The 15,252-nt window shown below is 69.8% G+C and carries 17 protein-coding genes; 8 read left to right on the top strand and 9 right to left on the bottom strand.

The features are described from left to right. Positions 1–34: 34 nt before the first annotated feature. The 6 genes from LH62_RS07425 to LH62_RS07400 all read right to left on the bottom strand — a co-directional run bounded on the left by LH62_RS07425 (position 35) and on the right by LH62_RS07400 (position 6,934). Positions 35–820 carry an amino acid ABC transporter ATP-binding protein gene (locus LH62_RS07425; protein ID WP_043360290.1) on the bottom strand — a complete coding sequence of 262 codons (786 nt, stop codon included), beginning with the start codon at positions 818–820 and terminating at the stop codon, positions 35–37. Between the two features lie 13 nt (positions 821–833). After that, on the bottom strand, positions 834–1,964 hold the full coding sequence (locus LH62_RS07420; RefSeq protein ID WP_043360287.1) for an amino acid ABC transporter permease: 1,131 nt from the start codon (positions 1,962–1,964) through the stop codon (positions 834–836). A gap of 4 nt (positions 1,965–1,968) precedes the next feature. Beyond that, complete coding sequence (locus LH62_RS07415) at positions 1,969–3,171, bottom strand: amino acid ABC transporter permease (RefSeq protein ID WP_052213883.1); 1,203 nt, start codon at positions 3,169–3,171, stop codon at positions 1,969–1,971. 59 nt (positions 3,172–3,230) lie between these two features. Further along, positions 3,231–4,238, bottom strand: coding sequence for an amino acid ABC transporter substrate-binding protein (locus tag LH62_RS07410; RefSeq protein WP_043365353.1), 1,008 nt, complete (start codon positions 4,236–4,238; stop codon positions 3,231–3,233). A 269-nt stretch (positions 4,239–4,507) separates the two neighbouring features. Continuing rightward, positions 4,508–5,146 (bottom strand): histidine kinase dimerization/phospho-acceptor domain-containing protein, encoded by a 639-nt coding sequence (locus tag LH62_RS07405; RefSeq protein WP_043360285.1) that lies wholly within the window; start codon positions 5,144–5,146, stop codon positions 4,508–4,510. Between the two features lie 42 nt (positions 5,147–5,188). Next, positions 5,189–6,934, bottom strand: coding sequence for a transglycosylase domain-containing protein (locus LH62_RS07400; protein WP_043360284.1), 1,746 nt, complete (start codon positions 6,932–6,934; stop codon positions 5,189–5,191). Between the two features lie 460 nt (positions 6,935–7,394). Between LH62_RS07400 and LH62_RS07395 the strand changes: the two genes are divergently transcribed. After that, positions 7,395–7,805 (top strand): helix-turn-helix domain-containing protein, encoded by a 411-nt coding sequence (locus tag LH62_RS07395; RefSeq protein WP_052213881.1) that lies wholly within the window; start codon positions 7,395–7,397, stop codon positions 7,803–7,805. A 176-nt stretch (positions 7,806–7,981) separates the two neighbouring features. On the opposite strand, the gene LH62_RS07390 is transcribed toward LH62_RS07395, so the two are convergent. Further along, complete coding sequence (locus LH62_RS07390) at positions 7,982–8,323, bottom strand: hypothetical protein (protein WP_043360283.1); 342 nt, start codon at positions 8,321–8,323, stop codon at positions 7,982–7,984. Positions 8,324–8,506: 183 nt separating this feature from the next. On the opposite strand from LH62_RS07390, the gene LH62_RS07385 reads away from it, so the two are divergent. Next, positions 8,507–8,734 carry a hypothetical protein gene (locus LH62_RS07385; protein ID WP_043360281.1) on the top strand — a complete coding sequence of 76 codons (228 nt, stop codon included), beginning with the start codon at positions 8,507–8,509 and terminating at the stop codon, positions 8,732–8,734. A 376-nt stretch (positions 8,735–9,110) separates the two neighbouring features. Then, positions 9,111–10,055 carry an SMP-30/gluconolactonase/LRE family protein gene (locus LH62_RS07380; protein ID WP_043360279.1) on the top strand — a complete coding sequence of 315 codons (945 nt, stop codon included), beginning with the start codon at positions 9,111–9,113 and terminating at the stop codon, positions 10,053–10,055. Here LH62_RS07380 and LH62_RS07375 read toward each other — a convergent pair. Then, on the bottom strand, positions 10,052–11,299 hold the full coding sequence (locus LH62_RS07375) for a family 1 glycosylhydrolase (RefSeq protein WP_201445443.1): 1,248 nt from the start codon (positions 11,297–11,299) through the stop codon (positions 10,052–10,054). The genes LH62_RS07380 and LH62_RS07375 overlap by 4 nt on opposite strands. A 204-nt stretch (positions 11,300–11,503) precedes the next feature. On the opposite strand from LH62_RS07375, the gene LH62_RS28140 reads away from it, so the two are divergent. Together LH62_RS28140 and LH62_RS07365 are read left to right on the top strand one after the other, a co-directional pair. Beyond that, complete coding sequence (locus LH62_RS28140) at positions 11,504–11,809, top strand: hypothetical protein (protein ID WP_052213871.1); 306 nt, start codon at positions 11,504–11,506, stop codon at positions 11,807–11,809. Between the two features lie 104 nt (positions 11,810–11,913). Further along, positions 11,914–13,086, top strand: coding sequence for a M20 aminoacylase family protein (locus LH62_RS07365; protein WP_043360275.1), 1,173 nt, complete (start codon positions 11,914–11,916; stop codon positions 13,084–13,086). Here LH62_RS07365 and LH62_RS31045 read toward each other — a convergent pair. Then, positions 13,083–13,241, bottom strand: coding sequence for a hypothetical protein (locus tag LH62_RS31045; protein WP_160299792.1), 159 nt, complete (start codon positions 13,239–13,241; stop codon positions 13,083–13,085). The genes LH62_RS07365 and LH62_RS31045 overlap by 4 nt on opposite strands. Before the next feature lie 233 nt (positions 13,242–13,474). Between LH62_RS31045 and LH62_RS07360 the strand changes: the two genes are divergently transcribed. Genes LH62_RS07360 through LH62_RS07350 form a run of 3 tightly spaced genes read left to right on the top strand, consistent with a single transcriptional unit; the run spans position 13,475 to position 15,197 of the window. Then, positions 13,475–13,942 carry a hypothetical protein gene (locus tag LH62_RS07360; protein ID WP_043360273.1) on the top strand — a complete coding sequence of 156 codons (468 nt, stop codon included), beginning with the start codon at positions 13,475–13,477 and terminating at the stop codon, positions 13,940–13,942. Beyond that, entirely contained in the window at positions 13,942–14,598 is a 657-nt protein-coding gene (locus tag LH62_RS07355; RefSeq protein ID WP_043360271.1) for an arylsulfatase, read from the top strand. The genes LH62_RS07360 and LH62_RS07355 overlap by 1 nt, the downstream gene beginning before the upstream one ends. Then, positions 14,598–15,197 carry a phosphohydrolase gene (locus LH62_RS07350; RefSeq protein ID WP_043360269.1) on the top strand — a complete coding sequence of 200 codons (600 nt, stop codon included), beginning with the start codon at positions 14,598–14,600 and terminating at the stop codon, positions 15,195–15,197. The genes LH62_RS07355 and LH62_RS07350 overlap by 1 nt, the downstream gene beginning before the upstream one ends. Positions 15,198–15,252: the final 55 nt, after the last annotated feature.

Below are 15,252 nucleotides of genomic sequence, written 5' to 3'. Positions count from 1 at the left end.
CGGCCCCGGGGCGGGGGCCCGGCCCGCCGGAGGCCTAGTGCCCCCGGAGGATCTGGCTAAGGAAGGTCTTCAACCGCTCGGTCTGCGGGTTCTCGAACAGGTGGTTCGGCTCGCCGATCTCGACGATCTCGCCGCGGTCCATGAACACCACCCGGTCCGCCACCTGCCGGGCGAAGCCCATCTCATGGGTGACGCAGATCATGGTCATGCCCGTCTCGGCCAGGCCGACCATGGTGTCGAGTACCTCCTTGATCATCTCCGGGTCGAGCGCCGAGGTCGGCTCGTCGAACAGCATGATCTTCGGCTTCATGCAGAGCGCGCGGGCGATGGCGACGCGCTGCTGCTGCCCGCCCGAGAGCTGGCCGGGATATTTCTTCGCCTGCTCCGGGATGCGCACCCGGGTCAGGTAGTGCATCGCCAGCTCCTCCGCCTCCTTCTTCGGCATCCGGCGGACCCAGATGGGCGCCAGGGTGCAATTCTCGAGGATGGTGAGGTGGGGGAAGAGGTTGAAGCTCTGGAACACCATGCCGACCTCGCGGCGGATGTCGTCCAGCGCCTTGAGGTCGTCGGAGAGCTCGATCCCGTTGACCTTGATTGTGCCTTCCTGATGCGTCTCCAGCCGGTTGATGCAGCGGATCATGGTGGACTTGCCGGAGCCGGACGGCCCGCAGACCACTACCCGTTCGCCGAGCGCCACGTTGAGGGACACGTCGCGCAGCACGTGCAGCGCGCCGTACCACTTGTTGACCTTGTCGAGCAGGATGGCCGGCGGGGCATCCGTCCGCGCGGCCGAGGCGATGTGGTCCAGGGTCTCGCTCATCGTTTGGTTCCCCTCAGCGCGCACGGTGGCGGTTGAGCTCCGCCTCCAGGCCCTGGCTGTACTTGCTCATGGCGAAGCAGAAGATGAAGTAGATGGCGCCGACGGTGAGATAGACCTCGATGCCGAAGCCCTGCCAGGCCGGCTCGATGATCGCCGTCTTGCCCGCGGTCAGCAGGTCGAAGATGCCGATGATGAGCACCAGCGAGGTGTCCTTGAAGAAGCCGATGAAGGTGTTCACCAGCGGCGGGATCACGAGGCGCAGCGCCTGCGGCAGGATGATGAAGCCGGTCTTTTGCCAGTAGGAGAGGCCGAGCGCGTCCGCCGCCTCGTACTGCCCCTTGGACAGCGACTGCAGCCCGCCGCGGACCACCTCGGCCAGATAGGCGCCGGCGAAGAGGATGATGGCGAGCTGGGCGCGCAGCAGCTTGTCGATGTTCATCCCCTCGGGGAGGAAGAGCGGGAACATCACGCTTGCCATGAAGAGCAGCGAGATGAGCGGCACGCCGCGGATCAGCTCGACATAGAGCACGCACAGCGCCTTGATCGCCGGCAGCTTCGACCGCCGCCCGAGCGCCACCAGAATGGCGAGCGGGAAGGCGAGCGCCAGGCCGAAGGTCGCCAGGATCAGGGTGATGACGAGGCCGCCCCAACGCTCCTGCGGCACATAGGGCATCCCCAGCACGCCACCCCACATCAGCACGCCGATCAGCGTCAGCACGCCGACCCAGATCAGCGCGAGCTCCTTCCGCCAGAAGCGCCGCATGGCGGAGACGATGTAGAGCCCGACGAAAAGCGCGATGCAGAGCGCCGGGCGCCAGTGCTCCTCATAGGGGTAGGTGCCGAAGAGGATGAAGCGGTGCTTCTCGGTGATCACCGCCCAGCAGGCGCCGGTGCCGCGCAGGTCGCGACAGGCCTGAGTCTGGTTGTTCGGCACCGACCAGACCGCGTTGATGAAGGCCCAGTCGACGAAGCCGATCGCCCAGCGGACGATCATGTAGGCCAGCAGCAGGGTGACGGCGGTCGAGAGCCAGCCGGAGAAGAGGTTGGCCCGCATCCAGCCGACGAAGCCGACCTGGGAGATCGGCGCGCTGCGCGGCGCCGCCTCGGCAACCTTGGCGCTGGCGTTGAGGGTGATGTCGCTCATGGGCTCAGCGCTCCACCAAGGCGATTCTTGCGTTGTACCAATTCATGAACAGGCTGATCGACAGGCTGATCGAGAGATAGACCAGCATGATGATGGCGATGCCCTCGATCGCCTGGCCGGTCTGGTTCAGCGTCGTGTTGGCGATCGAGACGATGTCCTGGTAGCCGATCGCCACTGCCAGGCTGCTGTTCTTGGTGATGTTGAGGTACTGGCTGGTCATCGGCGGGATGATGACGCGCAGCGCCTGGGGCAGCACCACCTGCTTCAGCACCTGGCCGGGGCGGAGGCCGAGCGCCTGCGCCGCCTCCCACTGGCCATGCGGCACGGCGAGGATGCCCGCGCGCACGATCTCGGCGATGAAGCCGGCCGTGTAGGTGGTCAGCCCCAGCAGCAGGGCGAAATACTCGGGGCTCATGTTGAGCCCGCCGCGGAAGTTGAAGCCGCGCAGCTCCGGCCAGTCGACAGTCCAGGGCGCCCCGGCCGCGGCCCAGATGGCCACCGGCAGCACGAGGAGGCAGCCGAGCGCCACCGGCCAGACCGGCCGCGGCCTGCCGTCGAGGATGCGCTTGCGGATGGCGTCGCGCCGGTAGAACCAGGTGAAGAGCGCGCCCAGCGCGAAGGCCAGCAGCGCATAGGAATGCGCGTCCTGCCATTCGATCCAGGGCAGCTTGAGCCCGCGGTTGGAAAGGAAGACGCCGCCCACCGGGTGCAAGGCCTGGCGCGGACCGGGCAGGCCCTGGAGGATCGCGTACCAGAAGAGCAGCTGCAGCAGCAGCGGCAGGTCGCGGATCACCTCGATATAGACGCCGGCGATCTTGGAGAGCAGCCAGTTCTTCGAGAGGCGCGCGATGCCGATCAGCGTGCCGAAGACCGTCGCAAGCACGATGCCGACGACGGCGACCTTCAGCGTGTTCAGCAGGCCGATGAGCAGGGCGCGGAAATAGGTGTCGGTCGGGCTGTAGGGTATGAGGTTCTCGGCGATCGGCAGCCCCGCCTCGCGGCCGAGAAAGCCGAAGCCGGTGGCGATGCGCCGCACCTCGAGGTTGTGGACGGTGTTCGACCAGAGCCACCAGACGATGGCGCCGATGATGCCAACGACGAGGACCTGCCAGACGATGGCGCGGACCCGTTCGTCGGACCAGGAAAGCCGCAGCGGCCGCCGGGGCGGGGCGCGCAGCGAACGCGGGTCGATTGTGGTCTGGGACATGGCGCCCTCTTGCTCCAGGCCGATGGCGGGACCGGCCGCCTGGCCGGCCCCTTGAGGTATCAGCGGAAGGGCGGCGAGTATTGCAGCCCGCCGGTGGTGGTCCAGAGCGCGTTCGGCCCGCGCTGGATGCCGATGGGCTTCAGGTGGCGGTCGAAGATCTCAGCATAGTTGCCGACGGCCTTGATGACGTTCACGGCCCAAAGGTTGTCGAGGCCGAGCATCTTGCCGAGCTCCCCGTTGCGGCCGAGCATGCGCTGCACCTCGGGCCGCGGGTCGTTCGCCATCTGGTCGATGTTGGCCTGGTTGATGCCGAACTCCTCGGCGCTCAGCAGCAGGAAGTGGGTCCAGCGGACGATGTCGGCGAAGCGCGCATCGCCCTGCCGCACGCCGAGTGCCAGCGGCTCCTTGCTGATGACTTCGGGAAGGATGAGGTAGTCATCCGGCTTCTGCTGAGCCGAGCGCGTCGCGGCCAGGCCGGAGACGTCCGTGGTGAAGGCGTCGCACCGGCCGCTGATGAAGGCGGCGACGATCTCCTCCAGCCGCTCGATTACCACCGGGGTGAAGCGGATGCGGTTGGCCCGCGCCCAGTCGGCGAGGTTCTGCTCCGTCGTGGTGCCGGGCTGGACGCAGATGGTGGCGCCCTCCAGCTCCTTCGCCGACTTCAGGCCGAGGCTCGACCTCACCATGAAGCCCTGGCCGTCGAAGAAGTTGGTCGCGGCGAAGTCGAGACCGAGCGCGGTGTCGCGCGACAGCGTCCAGGTGGTGTTGCGGGACAGCAGGTCCACCTCGCCCGATTGCAGCGCGGTGAAGCGCACCTGGGGGGTGGTCGGCACATAGCGCACCTTGTTCGGGTCACCGAATACGGCGGCCGAGACGGCGCGGCAGTAGTCGACGTCGAAGCCGCGCCAGACGCCCTGGCTGTCGGGCTGGGCGAAGCCGGCAAGGCCGGTGTTCACGCCGCAGACCAGCTGCCCGCGGCCGCGGACGGCATCAAGGGTATTGGCCGGCGCCGCCTGCTGCGCCTGGGCGTGGCCCGGCAGGGCCAGCGTCAGGCCCAGGGCTGCCATGCCCAGAGCACGTTTCAAGAAAAGCCCGAATTGGGGCATCAACTCCGTCTCCCGTTCTGGACGCCCCTGTCCGGGGCTCCTGTCCCTGCTTGTCCAGCAAATGCTGCGCCACGGAGCATTGCCGAGGCAACGCCCTATCGGCCCTCGCACCGCCGGACTGCGGCCGATAGCAGAGCGTCACGGCATTGCGAAGCAATCGGTTAAGCTTTACCGGCTCGCGAGACGTAATTTGCCCAAAATGCGGGCGCCGGTCCCAATCGCCGGGCGCATCACCCGGCGGCTGGTGCCGCCGGCAGGGTGAGCCGCAGCCCGTCCGGCGCGAGGTTCGCCGATCCGCCGCTGTCGCGGGCGAGGGCGGCCAAGGCCTCAAGGCCCGGCAACGCCATCCCCTCCGGGTGGCGGATGGCAAGTGCTACGCCGCCGCCGTGCTCCTCAAGCGCCATGCTCAGGGCGCCGCCGCGCGGCATCGCCTCCGCCGCTTCGCGCGCCATCGCCAGCAGGGCGTCCTCGAAGGCGGCCCGGTCCACCAGCACTGGCGGGTCCTGCTCCGGTAGGTCGAGCCGCAAGGCGCCGCCGGTCGGCAGCAGCAACACCAGCAGCGGGTGTATGGGGCGGAGGATGTCCGACATCCTGAGTGCCGCGGTCTGCCCGACCGGCCGGCGCAGCAGGCTGAGGATGGCCCGGGTCGAGCCCTCCAGCCGCTTCGCCGCCTCCTGGATGCGGTCGAGCTGGCGCTGCGGCCCACCGGCGGCGGCGGTGCGCTTCAACAACTCCAGGTTGGCGAAAACAACCGTCAGCAGGTTGTTGATGTCGTGTTGCACCGGCCGCGCCAGCGTGGCGACGCTGGCAAGGCGCTTGGCCTGGATCTCGGTGGCCGAATCGGTCTGGGTGGGGGGCTGGCCCGTCATAACCTGTGGTGTATCGCGGTTATCCGCCGTCTGCACCCTCTATCAGGGCAGGGACTCGGCCACGTCGCGGAACAGCCGGGCAGGAAGGGTGCCACCGCGCACGTCGTCCATCGGCCGGGCATCGTCATTGCCGAGCCAGACGCCGATCACCTGCCCGCCCATCATGCCGATGAACCAGGCATCGCGCGAATCCTGGGTCGTTCCGGTCTTGCCGGCGACGGTGCGGCCCGGTACGGCGGCGGCGCGGCCGCTGCCCTGGGCGACGACGGCCTCCAGCATCCGCCGCAGCGCGGCCGCATGCTCGGCGGCGACGGCGCGGCGCGGCGCGGCGCGGATCATCGGCAGGGGGCGGCCGCCGGCGCTGGCGGCGGCGAGGCCGAAGGGGATGACGCGCATTCCGCCATTGGCGATCGTCGCATAGCCCGCGGCGAGGTCGAGCAGCCTCACCTCCCCGGTGCCCAGCGCCAGCGAGGCATCCCTCGGGAAGCGGCCCTCGATGCCGAGGCGGGCGGCCATCTCCATCGCCCCCTTCGGGCCGCCGGCACGGTAGAGCACTCTGACGGCCGCGGTGTTGACGGAGTTGGCCAGCGCCTCCTCCATGGTGATCTCGCCGCGGGCGCGCCAAGTGCCGTTGCCCGGCGACCAGCCGCCGAGGGTGAGCGGCAGGTCGGACACCGCGTCGTCCGGCCGCATCCCCTGTTCCAAGGCCGCCAGGTAATAGACCGGCTTGAAGGCGGAGCCGGGCTGGCGCCGCGCATCGGTCGCCCGGTTGAACTGGCTGCCGCGGTAGTCCCGCCCTCCGGCCATGGCGCGGACGGCGCCGCTCGCGGCATCGAGCACGATGACGGCGCCCTGTGAGACGCCGGCCCGCGCCCCCGGCCCGGCGAGCAGGGCCTCGAGCCGCGCTTCCACCACCGCCTGCAACCGGGTATCGAGCGTGGCGCGAAGCGTCAGGTCGGCATTGCCGGGGAAGCTCTCGCCCAGATCCTCCAGCGCCCAGTCGGCGAACCAGCCGGCCTGGCCGGCGCGCGGCGGCGGCAGGCGCATGCGGGACAGCTCCGCCTCCATCTGCGCCTTCGTGATGGCGTGGGTGGCGACCATCGCCTCCAACACCTCGGAGGCGCGGGCGACGGCGAGGTCGGGCGAGGCGCGCGGGTTGAGGCGCGACGGCGCCTTCGGCAGCCCGGCCAGCAGGGCGGATTGCCAAAGCTGGAGGCGCCGCGCCGACACGCCGAAGAACAGCCGCGCCGCCGCATCCACCCCATAGGCGCCGGCGCCGAGATAGACGCGGTTGAGGTAGATCTCCATCAGCTGGTCCTTGCTGAAGCGGCGCTCCAGCCAGAGGGCCAGCAGGGCCTCCTGCGCCTTGCGGCGGAAATTCCGCTCCGGCGTCAGGAACAGATTCTTCGCCAGCTGCTGGGTGAGGGTGGAGCCGCCCTGCACCACCTCGCCCGCGCGCCAATTGGCATGGGCGGCGCGGGCCATGCCCCAGAGGTCGATGCCGGGATGGCTGCGGAAGCGGCGGTCCTCGATGGCCATGAGCGCCGCCGGAAGATGGGCGGGCAGGTCGCGCAGGCGGACGACCTCGCCATAAAGGTCGCCCTGGTTGGCCAGCACCGTGCCGTCCGCCGCAAGCAGGGTGACGGCGGGGCGGCGGGTGGCGGCGGGCAGGCTGTCGGGCCGCGGCAGATCCCAGGCGAAGACCAGCAGCAGCAGGGCCAGGGCGAGGCTGCCCCAGATGGCGACGAGCAACGGCCAGCGCAGCCAGCGCCAACCGCTGCGGCGCACCGCACGGGAAGGGCTGGGGGGAGGAGCGGGGGCCGGGCGAAAGCCGGCCGCGGGCGGGGGGGGCCGGCGCGGCCGCTTCCGGGCAGCCTGCGCCGGGAGCATGGGCGGATGATAGACCTTTGACGAGGGGCGGAGAAAGGGCGGCGGCCTCCGCCCGCTTCAATTGCCTGGCCGCTTCAAACGGGTGGCGAGCAAGCCTTTGGGCAAGCAGCGTTTCGGACTGGGAATTGAGGGTTTGAAGGCTTGAATGACCCTTGGCCGGAAGGCGCGGCACGGCCGATGTTGGCTGGATTATAATCCTATATGGGACGACAAGGAAAGCCATCCTTTTCGTTTCGGAATTGCAAATGATGGCGGCCGGTCGCACCCTTTTCACTCTTGGGACCGTGTCAGCGATTCACTACAGCTACAGGTAGATGGAAGTCCTACGCTTTGAAGAATGGCGAGGGATCAAGAAGCCATGTCGCACAGCACCGCCCTCACCGATGTCGAGCCGCTGCGCCCCATCGCCCTGGCTCCCTCCCTTGGCGGGCCGATCCATCGGCGCCTTCGCCAGGCGCGGGTGGACGCCGGGGTGACCCTGGCGCAGATGGGCCAGGCGCTCGGCGTGAGCCCGCAGCAGATCCAGAAATACGAAACCGGGCAGAACCGTCTCTGCGCCTCCCGCCTGCCGGCCTGGGCGGTGACCTGCGGGGTGGCGGTGGATGACCTGCTGGGCCAAGGCGACCTGCTGCAGGGCGCGAGGGGCGAGCGGGTGGACAGCCTAGTCCATGCCTTCAACGCCATCGCCAATGCCGGGGTGCGGCGGGCGCTGGTGGAGACGGCCAGGGCGCTGGCCGATGCGGACCGGCAGCGCAGGGCTGGGCGCTAGCCATTTCCCAAGGAACCACGGCGCGGCGCTGCAGGCGCCCCTGGTTGGCGTTTGAAGCCTGAGGCCTTGCTTGCCTTCCGCGGAAAAGCACCGGGACAGAGCGGGTGCTTCGGCCCGGGCATACGAAAGGGCGCCCGGAGGCGCCCTGCCGTGATCTCTAGCTCCTGATCCCGAACTTAGCCACCCTGACCGGCGAGCCGGCCGGCCAGCGTCGGGCTGGCCTCCGAGGCGGGGACGAGGACGAGGGCCTGCTCGCGGCCGCCGCCGACGAGGCGGGTGACGTAGCCGCTATTGCCCTGGGTCGCGGTCGGGCCCGAATAGGCCAGGCCGCGGCTGAGGCTCTCGCCGGTGATGCGGGCATAGCCGCCGCCGACAACGTTCTGGCTCGGAACCGCGTACTCGACGCGCGGACCGCCATCGGCACCGCCGCCGACCAGGCGGGGGCCGGCATCCTGCGCCTGGGCGGCACCGGCCGCGGCGAGGGCGATCACTGAAGCGAATACGGTATTGCGGATCATACTCTGGTTCTCCTTCCGGGGGGCGGGCGGCTGGGCTGGAAAACCCTGTCTGCCTCGCCTGTTGAACGGAAGATGGCCCTCGCCTCCGCCAAGGGCCAATACGGAACCCGGATAAGACGCATCCATCGGATGGATGATGCTCCGGCCCGCGCTTCGCTTACCTCCTGATCAGGAAGGGAAGCCATGCCAGACCCCGCCACCGCCCATCCCGGCCTCGCCGCCGCCCTGCAGCGGTACTGTGCCGTCTTCGGCTGCGATGCGCTGCCCTGCCTCTTCGCCGCGCGCTGCGGCGGCGGTGAAGCGGTAGCGGCCGCCATGCTCGACCATGCCGTCAAGGCCGAGCGGCCGCTGGCCTATGCGGCGGTCGCCGCGGCGCTTGGCGCCGCCCCAGCGCTGGGTGGGGCGCTGTAGCCGGCCGCCACGCGCAGCCGGTCGCGCTCCCAGGGCGTGAAATCCGCCCATATGGGGTTGCGGTCGAGCGGGAAGAGCGCGCCGCCCGGCGCCGTCACGCCAAGGGGGATAACGCGCGTGCCGCCAGCCAGAAAGGCTTCGCCTTGTGGGCAGCGGCCAGAAGGCCGGTCGCTTGCCGTCCATCCGGGGGCACCTGCCAACCATTCGTGTCGCGTGTCACCTGCAGCGGCACCGGCGTCAGCCGCCGGCCCGGGAGGTCCGCCAAGCCGCACCGCGCCCATCCTGAAATTCCCACCGCCCGGTTCATGCGCCTGCGGGTCTGGCGTGGGCGGCGGGGCGGGGGCAGGATCGGCGCCCACCCTGGGAAGGAACCGCCATGACCGGACGCTGGCAGCCGAGCGAACGCTACCCGGACCCGTCGATCGTCGCCCTCGACCCCGCCTTCAGGAAGTATCACCTGGCCCTGTCGGCGGTGGAGCGGCTCTGGACCGGCTCGCGCTGGGGCGAGGGGCCGGTCTGGCTCGGCGACATGCGCTGCCTGCTGTGGTCGGACATCCCCAACAACCGCGTCCTGAAATGGGACGAGGCGACGGGGCAGGTCTGCGACTGGCAGCGGCCCTCCAACAACGCCAACGGCCATACGCGCGACCGCGAGGGGCGCATCGTCGCCTGCGAGCATGCCGGGCGGCGCGTGGTACGCTTCGAGCATGACGGCAGCACCACCGTCCTCGCCGACAGCTACCAGGGCAAAAGGCTGAACAGCCCGAACGATGTAGTGGTGAAGTCGGATGGATCGGTCTGGTTCACCGACCCGCCCTTCGGCACCTACGCCTTCTACGAGGGCATCAAGACCGAGGCGGAGCTGCCGCATACCAATCTCTACCGCGTCGATGGGAAGACGGGAGCGATTACCTGCGTCGCCGACGACATCGACCACCCGAACGGCCTCGCCTTCAGCCCGGATGAAAGCCTGCTCTATGTCGTCGAGAGCCGGGGCTCGCCGCGCAACATCCTCGCCTATGACGTGGCGGGCGACAGCTTGCGCAACCGGCGGGTCTTCATCGCCTGCGGGATGGAGGAGACGCCGGACGGGTTCCGCGTCGATATTGACGGCAATCTCTGGTGCGGCTGGGGCATGACGCCGGAGCTGGACGGCGTGCGGGTGTTCAACAGCGCCGGCGCGCCGATCGGGCATATCCACCTGCCGGAGCGCTGCGCCAATCTTTGCTTCGGCGGACTGCACCGGAACCGCCTGTTCATGTCGGCGGCGCAGTCGCTCTTCTCGCTCTACGTCAACACGCAGGGGGTGGCGGGAGGCTAGACACCTTCTCCCTCTGGCCATCCGTCCCGGTCACGCAGCATGTGGACCGGGACCTGGAGGCAGAGGCTCTGCGCCGGCAGGACGTCGCGCCAGTCGGCGATGAGCTTCCTGTAGGCCTCGCCGACCGGGCGGATGCGGCGGTCGAGGTCGTAGAGGCCGAGCGGATTGACGCGGCCATTGCGCTCGCGGAGCGCGGTATCCCAGTCCACCTGGTCGGTGAGCGAGAACCAGGTGAAGCCGACGATCGGCACGCCGTCATTACGGACGCGCAGCACGTTGGCCCATTGCTTCCAGAGCCATTGCACGGCCTCGTCGCCGTGCGGTCCCTGCTGCAGGTTGGTCTCGGTGTGCATCACCGGCAGGCGGTAGCGGTCGTGGTACTGCCTGGTGATGGTGGCGTAGCCGAAGATCTCGCCCGAGGCGCGGGTGCTGCCGTCGGCGGAGACCAGATGCTCGTTGGTGACGTAGTAGTCGTTGCCCATGATGCACCAGCGCTTCAGCCGGTGATCCATGAAGAAGCGGTATTCCTCGCGCGTCATGCCGTTGTCGAGGAGGTAGGCGTACATCTCCGAATCGACGCGGCGGCCATAGTTGAGGTCGAGGGTAAGGAAGCGCTCGGCGTTCTTCACCTCGGCGGGGCCGATGGCGGCGGGGCTGTCGGCGTGGAAGTATTCCGACGACTCGCTCTGGATGAAGATGGCATCGGGGCGGACCTCGAGGATCGCCTCCATCGCCAGGACATTGCCGCGGACGATGTGCTTGAGGGCGGTGACGAAGCCGCGGTCGGTGCGGAGCTGCTCGTTCCACCAGCCGTAGCGGGCGGAAAAGACCGCCGTGATGAACATCTCGTTCACTGGGGTGTAAAGCTGCACCCAGGGGAAGCGCTCGGCGAAGGCGCGGGCGTAGGCGGCGAAGGCGGCGGGGAAGTCGGGGTTCTGGAAGTCGCCGAGCCAGTTCGGCACGCCGAAATGGCAGAGATCGACGATGGGGACGATCTTCAGCCGGCGCATCTCGGGGAAGACGGCATCGGCATAGTCCCAGTCGTGGCGGCCGGGGGCGAGCAGGGTGCGGTGGAGCGCAGGGCCGATGCGGAGGAAGCCGCAGCCGGTCTCGGCAACAAGGGCAAGATCCTCCCGCCAGCGGGCGTAGTGGCCGCATTCCTCCATCTGATCGCGTCGGATGCGGCCCCCTTCGATGGTCGGGTCGCTGTTCTCGATGCCGGTGGCGAACATGAAATAGGTCACGCCGGCGCCAACGCATGGTGGGGTAGGCGGTTCGGGCGCAACGACCCGTTTCATTCGGAAACACGAACCGGATTTATGGACGGCTGTTAGTGTAGCCGTTACCTCTGGGCCATGATGGTATGGGGCCATGTGAGTGCCGGAGGAGGAGAAAGTATCAAACCGATGTTCCGCACCAGTTTGCTTGCCGCTGCCCTTGGATTGTCCATGAGCGCCGCGGCCGTGATGGCGCCCGCCGGGGCGGCGCCGCTGCTTTCGGGCGGCGGCACCGAGGCGGCCGTCACCTACGGCCCGATGCGCGGGGACACCGTCGTCGGCGGCACGCATGCCACCATCCAGGGCGGCGGGCGCGACACCAGCTACCGTGCGGCGCCGGGTGGGCAGGCGCGCGAGGGGCGCATCGGCCAGCCGGTCGGCGGCGGGCGCGACAAGGCGGTGGTCTATGGCGACGGCATGCCGCATGGCTGGGCCGCGACCGAGGCGGAGATCGATACCCGAGGCCATCGCGGCTGACCGGACGCGGCGGGCGGCGCTCAGGGCGCCGCCTGCCTCCGGGCCCCCTCGACAAGCGGCGCGGGCGGGGCTTTGGTCCAGGCGAACCAGCCCCGGAGCGCCGCATGCCCATCATCAACCGCATCGCCGACTATGCCGCCGAGATGACGGCCTGGCGGCGCGACTTCCACCAACATCCCGAACTTGGCTTCGAGGAGCGGCGGACCAGCGAGATCGTGGCGGCGAAGCTCGCCGAGTGGGGGATCGAGGTGCATCGCGGCCTCGCCACCACCGGCGTTGTCGGGGTGCTGCGCAATGGCGCGAGCGGCCGGAGCATCGGCCTGCGGGCCGACATGGACTGCCTCGCCATGGACGAGGCGAGCGGGGTGCCGCATGCCTCGACCATCCCGGGGCGGATGCATGCCTGCGGCCATGACGGGCATACGGCGACGCTGCTGGGGGCGGCGAAGTACCTGGCGGAGACCCGGAATTTCGACGGGACGGTCACCTTCATCTTCCAGCCGGCCGAGGAGGGCGGCGGCGGCGGGCGGGTGATGGTGGAGGAGGGGTTGTTCGACCGCTTCCCCTGCGATGCCGTTTATGGAATCCACAACGCGCCGGATCTGCCGCTTGGCGAGTGCTCGGCGGGGACGGGGCCGATCATGGCGGCGTCCGATGGGCTGAGCATCACGGTGCGGGGGCTCGGCGGGCATGCCGCGAAGCCGCATATCGCCATCGACCCGGTGATGGTGGGGGCGCAGATCGTCGTCGGGCTGCAGGCGCTGGTGGCGCGGCGGGTCGATCCGCTGAAGAGCGCGGTCATCAGCGTCACGCAATTCCATGCGGGGAGCGCGATGAACGTCATCCCCGAGGTGGCGGAGCTGGGCGGCACGGTGCGGACGCTGCTGCCGGAGGTGCGCGACGACATGGAGCGGCTGATCCCGCTGGTGGCGCGGAACACCGCGGCGGCGCATGAGGCCGAGGCGGAGGTGGTCTATACCCGCAAGTATCCGGCGACAGTGAACCATGCGGCGGAGAGCGACCGCGCGGCGCGGGCGGCGGCGCGGGTGCTGGGCGATGCCAAGGTGCATCGCAACCTGCCGCCGGTGATGGGCGGCGAGGACTTCTCCTTCATGCTGCTCGAGCGGCCGGGCGCCTTCCTGTTCATGGGGCAGAAAGGCGCGGAACGCGGCGGGGTGCCGGTGCACCATCCGCGTTACGACTTCAACGACGATCTGCTGCCGGTCGGGGCGAGCTACTTCGCCACGCTCGTCGAGCAGGAGCTGCCCCGGAGTTAGGCTTTCGGCTGCGGGCCGGCTTCCGGCGTCGTCGCCACGGAATGCTCGTTGGTGCGCTTGGCCTGCTTGGTGCGGGCCCATTGCCAGACGCCGAGCGCGGCGCCGACGATGAGCGTCATGGCGAAGAGCCAAACGACGAGGCTGTCGGAATCCATGGCGGTTTCTCCTGGGGGCTTGCGGTACCCGGCAGACGCGGCGGGCGGGGCGGCGGTTTCGTCGCTCCCGCTTCGAGTCACGCCTCCGTGCGCAAGGCGCGCCCGGGCTGTTGCTGCTAGGGGCCGTCACGGCCCGTCGCCAGGCGACAGGGCCCATGCGGCCTCGCCACCTGGGCTTGCGGCGGGAAGGGCGCTACACAGGAAGCCATCACGGAACCCTTGGAGAGAGACGGATGCGTCGTCGGGCCCTGCTTGTCACCATGGCGACGCTCGCTGGTTCGCTGGCCGCCCCCGGCATCCTGCGGGCGCAGGGGCGGCAGGGGCCGCCGCATGAATGGGTCTTCGGCGCCTGGACGGGCGGCATCTTCCCGCCGAACGATGCCGACACGCCCGCCTGCTTCGGCAGCCCGACGGTGGTCTTCACCAAGGACATCGTCATGCGCGCCAGCCTGCTCGACACGCCCTACCGGCAGCGGGTGATCGAGACCGTGGCCCTGCAGCCGAACGGCCTCGAATTCCGCTTCCTGCCGGCGGCGCCGCAGGGCAGCGCCTTCAGCAGCCGCCTGCCGCCGGATTTCGGCTTCGGCTGCGGCGGCAACCCGGATGTGCTGCGGGTGGAGCGGCGGGGGGCGGACGAGATCGCCTTCACCGATTGCAGCGACTTCCCCGCGCTGCTGCGGCGCTGCACGAGGCGGGGCTGATGCGCATCGCCTTGATCCATGCCCTGCGGCATTCGCCGCCCCCGATCGAGGCCGCCTTCCGCCGCGCCTGGCCGGAGGCCGTGCTGATGAACCTGCTGGACGACAGCCTCTCGGCCGACCTGGCGCGGGCCGGGGCGCTGACGCCGGCGATGACGGAGCGCTTCCTCACCCTCTCGCGCTATGCGGCGGGAACGGGGGCGGATGCGATCCTCTTCACCTGCTCCGCCTTCGGCCCCTGCATCGAGGCGGTGGCGGCGGAGCGGGCGCCGATGCCGGTGCTGAAGCCGAACGAGGCGATGATCGAGGCGGCGGTCGCCGAGGCGCGGCGGATCGCCGCCGGGCGCAGGCCGCGGATCGGGCTGCTGGCGAGTTTCCCGCTGACGCTGGAGACAATGCCGCCCGAGTTTCCGGGGGATGTGGAGGTGGTGACCTGCCTCGCCGAGGGATCGCTCGCCGCGCTCGATGCGGGCAATGCCGGGGAGCACGACCGGCTGGCGGCCGAGGCGGCGAAGGCGCTCGCCGGTTGCGACGTGGTGGCGCTGGCGCAGTTCAGCCTGGCGCGGGCGGCGCCGCTGGTCGAGGCGGCAACGGGGCGGCCGGTCTTCACCACGCCGGACAGCGCCGTCGCCAAGCTGAGGCGGCTGCTGGCCGGGTGATGGCGGCGCGGGCCTGGGTGCGGCTGCCCTCCGGGCGGCGGCTCGACCTCCTTTCGCCGACGCCCTTCGACTGGACGGAGGAGGATCTGGCGATCGGCCTGTCGCGGACCTTTCGCTGGGGCGGGCATTCGGTCTGGCCGGGGGCGCCGCTTTCCGTCGCGCAGCATTCGCTCGCCGTGCTGGCGCTGCGGCAGGCGCGGGCACGGCTGAGCCTGGCCCAGGCGCGGCGCGAGCTGCTGCACGATGCCGAGGAGGGGCTCATCAATTTCGACTGCATCTCGCCGCTGAAGCCCTTCCTCGGCGCCGGCTTCGCCGAGTTGCAGGCCCGGCTGCAAGGCGTGGTGGCGCTGCGCTATGCGCTGCCGGCCTGGACGACGGAGGAAAAGCGGGCGCACAAGGCCTGCGACATCGCTCTCGCCGCCGCCGAGGCGGTGCATGTCGCCGGATGGACGCCGGAGGAGGTGCGGGGGACGCTCGGCATCCGGGCGAAGGTGATGCAGGAGGATCCGCTGGTCGCCGTCTTCGGCGGCGAGCCCTGGCGGCCCTGGGCGCCGGAGCTGGCGGCGGAGCGGTTCCTGCGGTCCCTGACAGGCCTCTGACGGGCTCGCCCCGAGAGCGCAACAATGCGACAACAGCGCGGCGTGCGGCATATAC

Origin of the sequence: Belnapia sp. F-4-1 (assembly GCF_000802185.1) — a bacterium.
Taxonomy (GTDB): Bacteria; Pseudomonadota; Alphaproteobacteria; order Acetobacterales; family Acetobacteraceae; genus Belnapia.
This window is presented reverse-complemented; position numbering and strand designations above follow the sequence as displayed.

Excerpts from the sequence above, each read along its gene's own strand:
- LH62_RS07425 (WP_043360290.1), bottom strand. The coding sequence starts at position 820 with ATGAGCGAGACCCTGGACCACATCGCCTCGGCCGCGCGGACGGATGCC.
- LH62_RS07420 (WP_043360287.1), bottom strand. The coding sequence starts at position 1,964 with ATGAGCGACATCACCCTCAACGCCAGCGCCAAGGTTGCCGAGGCGGCG.
- LH62_RS07415 (WP_052213883.1), bottom strand. The coding sequence starts at position 3,171 with ATGTCCCAGACCACAATCGACCCGCGTTCGCTGCGCGCCCCGCCCCGG.
- LH62_RS07410 (WP_043365353.1), bottom strand. The coding sequence starts at position 4,238 with ATGGCAGCCCTGGGCCTGACGCTGGCCCTGCCGGGCCACGCCCAGGCG.
- LH62_RS07405 (WP_043360285.1), bottom strand. The coding sequence starts at position 5,146 with ATGACGGGCCAGCCCCCCACCCAGACCGATTCGGCCACCGAGATCCAG.
- LH62_RS07395 (WP_052213881.1), top strand. The coding sequence starts at position 7,395 with ATGTCGCACAGCACCGCCCTCACCGATGTCGAGCCGCTGCGCCCCATC.
- LH62_RS07390 (WP_043360283.1), bottom strand. The coding sequence starts at position 8,323 with ATGATCCGCAATACCGTATTCGCTTCAGTGATCGCCCTCGCCGCGGCC.
- LH62_RS07385 (WP_043360281.1), top strand. The coding sequence starts at position 8,507 with ATGCCAGACCCCGCCACCGCCCATCCCGGCCTCGCCGCCGCCCTGCAG.
- LH62_RS07380 (WP_043360279.1), top strand. The coding sequence starts at position 9,111 with ATGACCGGACGCTGGCAGCCGAGCGAACGCTACCCGGACCCGTCGATC.
- LH62_RS28140 (WP_052213871.1), top strand. The coding sequence starts at position 11,504 with ATGAGCGCCGCGGCCGTGATGGCGCCCGCCGGGGCGGCGCCGCTGCTT.
- LH62_RS07365 (WP_043360275.1), top strand. The coding sequence starts at position 11,914 with ATGCCCATCATCAACCGCATCGCCGACTATGCCGCCGAGATGACGGCC.
- LH62_RS31045 (WP_160299792.1), bottom strand. The coding sequence starts at position 13,241 with ATGGATTCCGACAGCCTCGTCGTTTGGCTCTTCGCCATGACGCTCATC.
- LH62_RS07360 (WP_043360273.1), top strand. The coding sequence starts at position 13,475 with ATGCGTCGTCGGGCCCTGCTTGTCACCATGGCGACGCTCGCTGGTTCG.
- LH62_RS07355 (WP_043360271.1), top strand. The coding sequence starts at position 13,942 with ATGCGCATCGCCTTGATCCATGCCCTGCGGCATTCGCCGCCCCCGATC.
- LH62_RS07350 (WP_043360269.1), top strand. The coding sequence starts at position 14,598 with ATGGCGGCGCGGGCCTGGGTGCGGCTGCCCTCCGGGCGGCGGCTCGAC.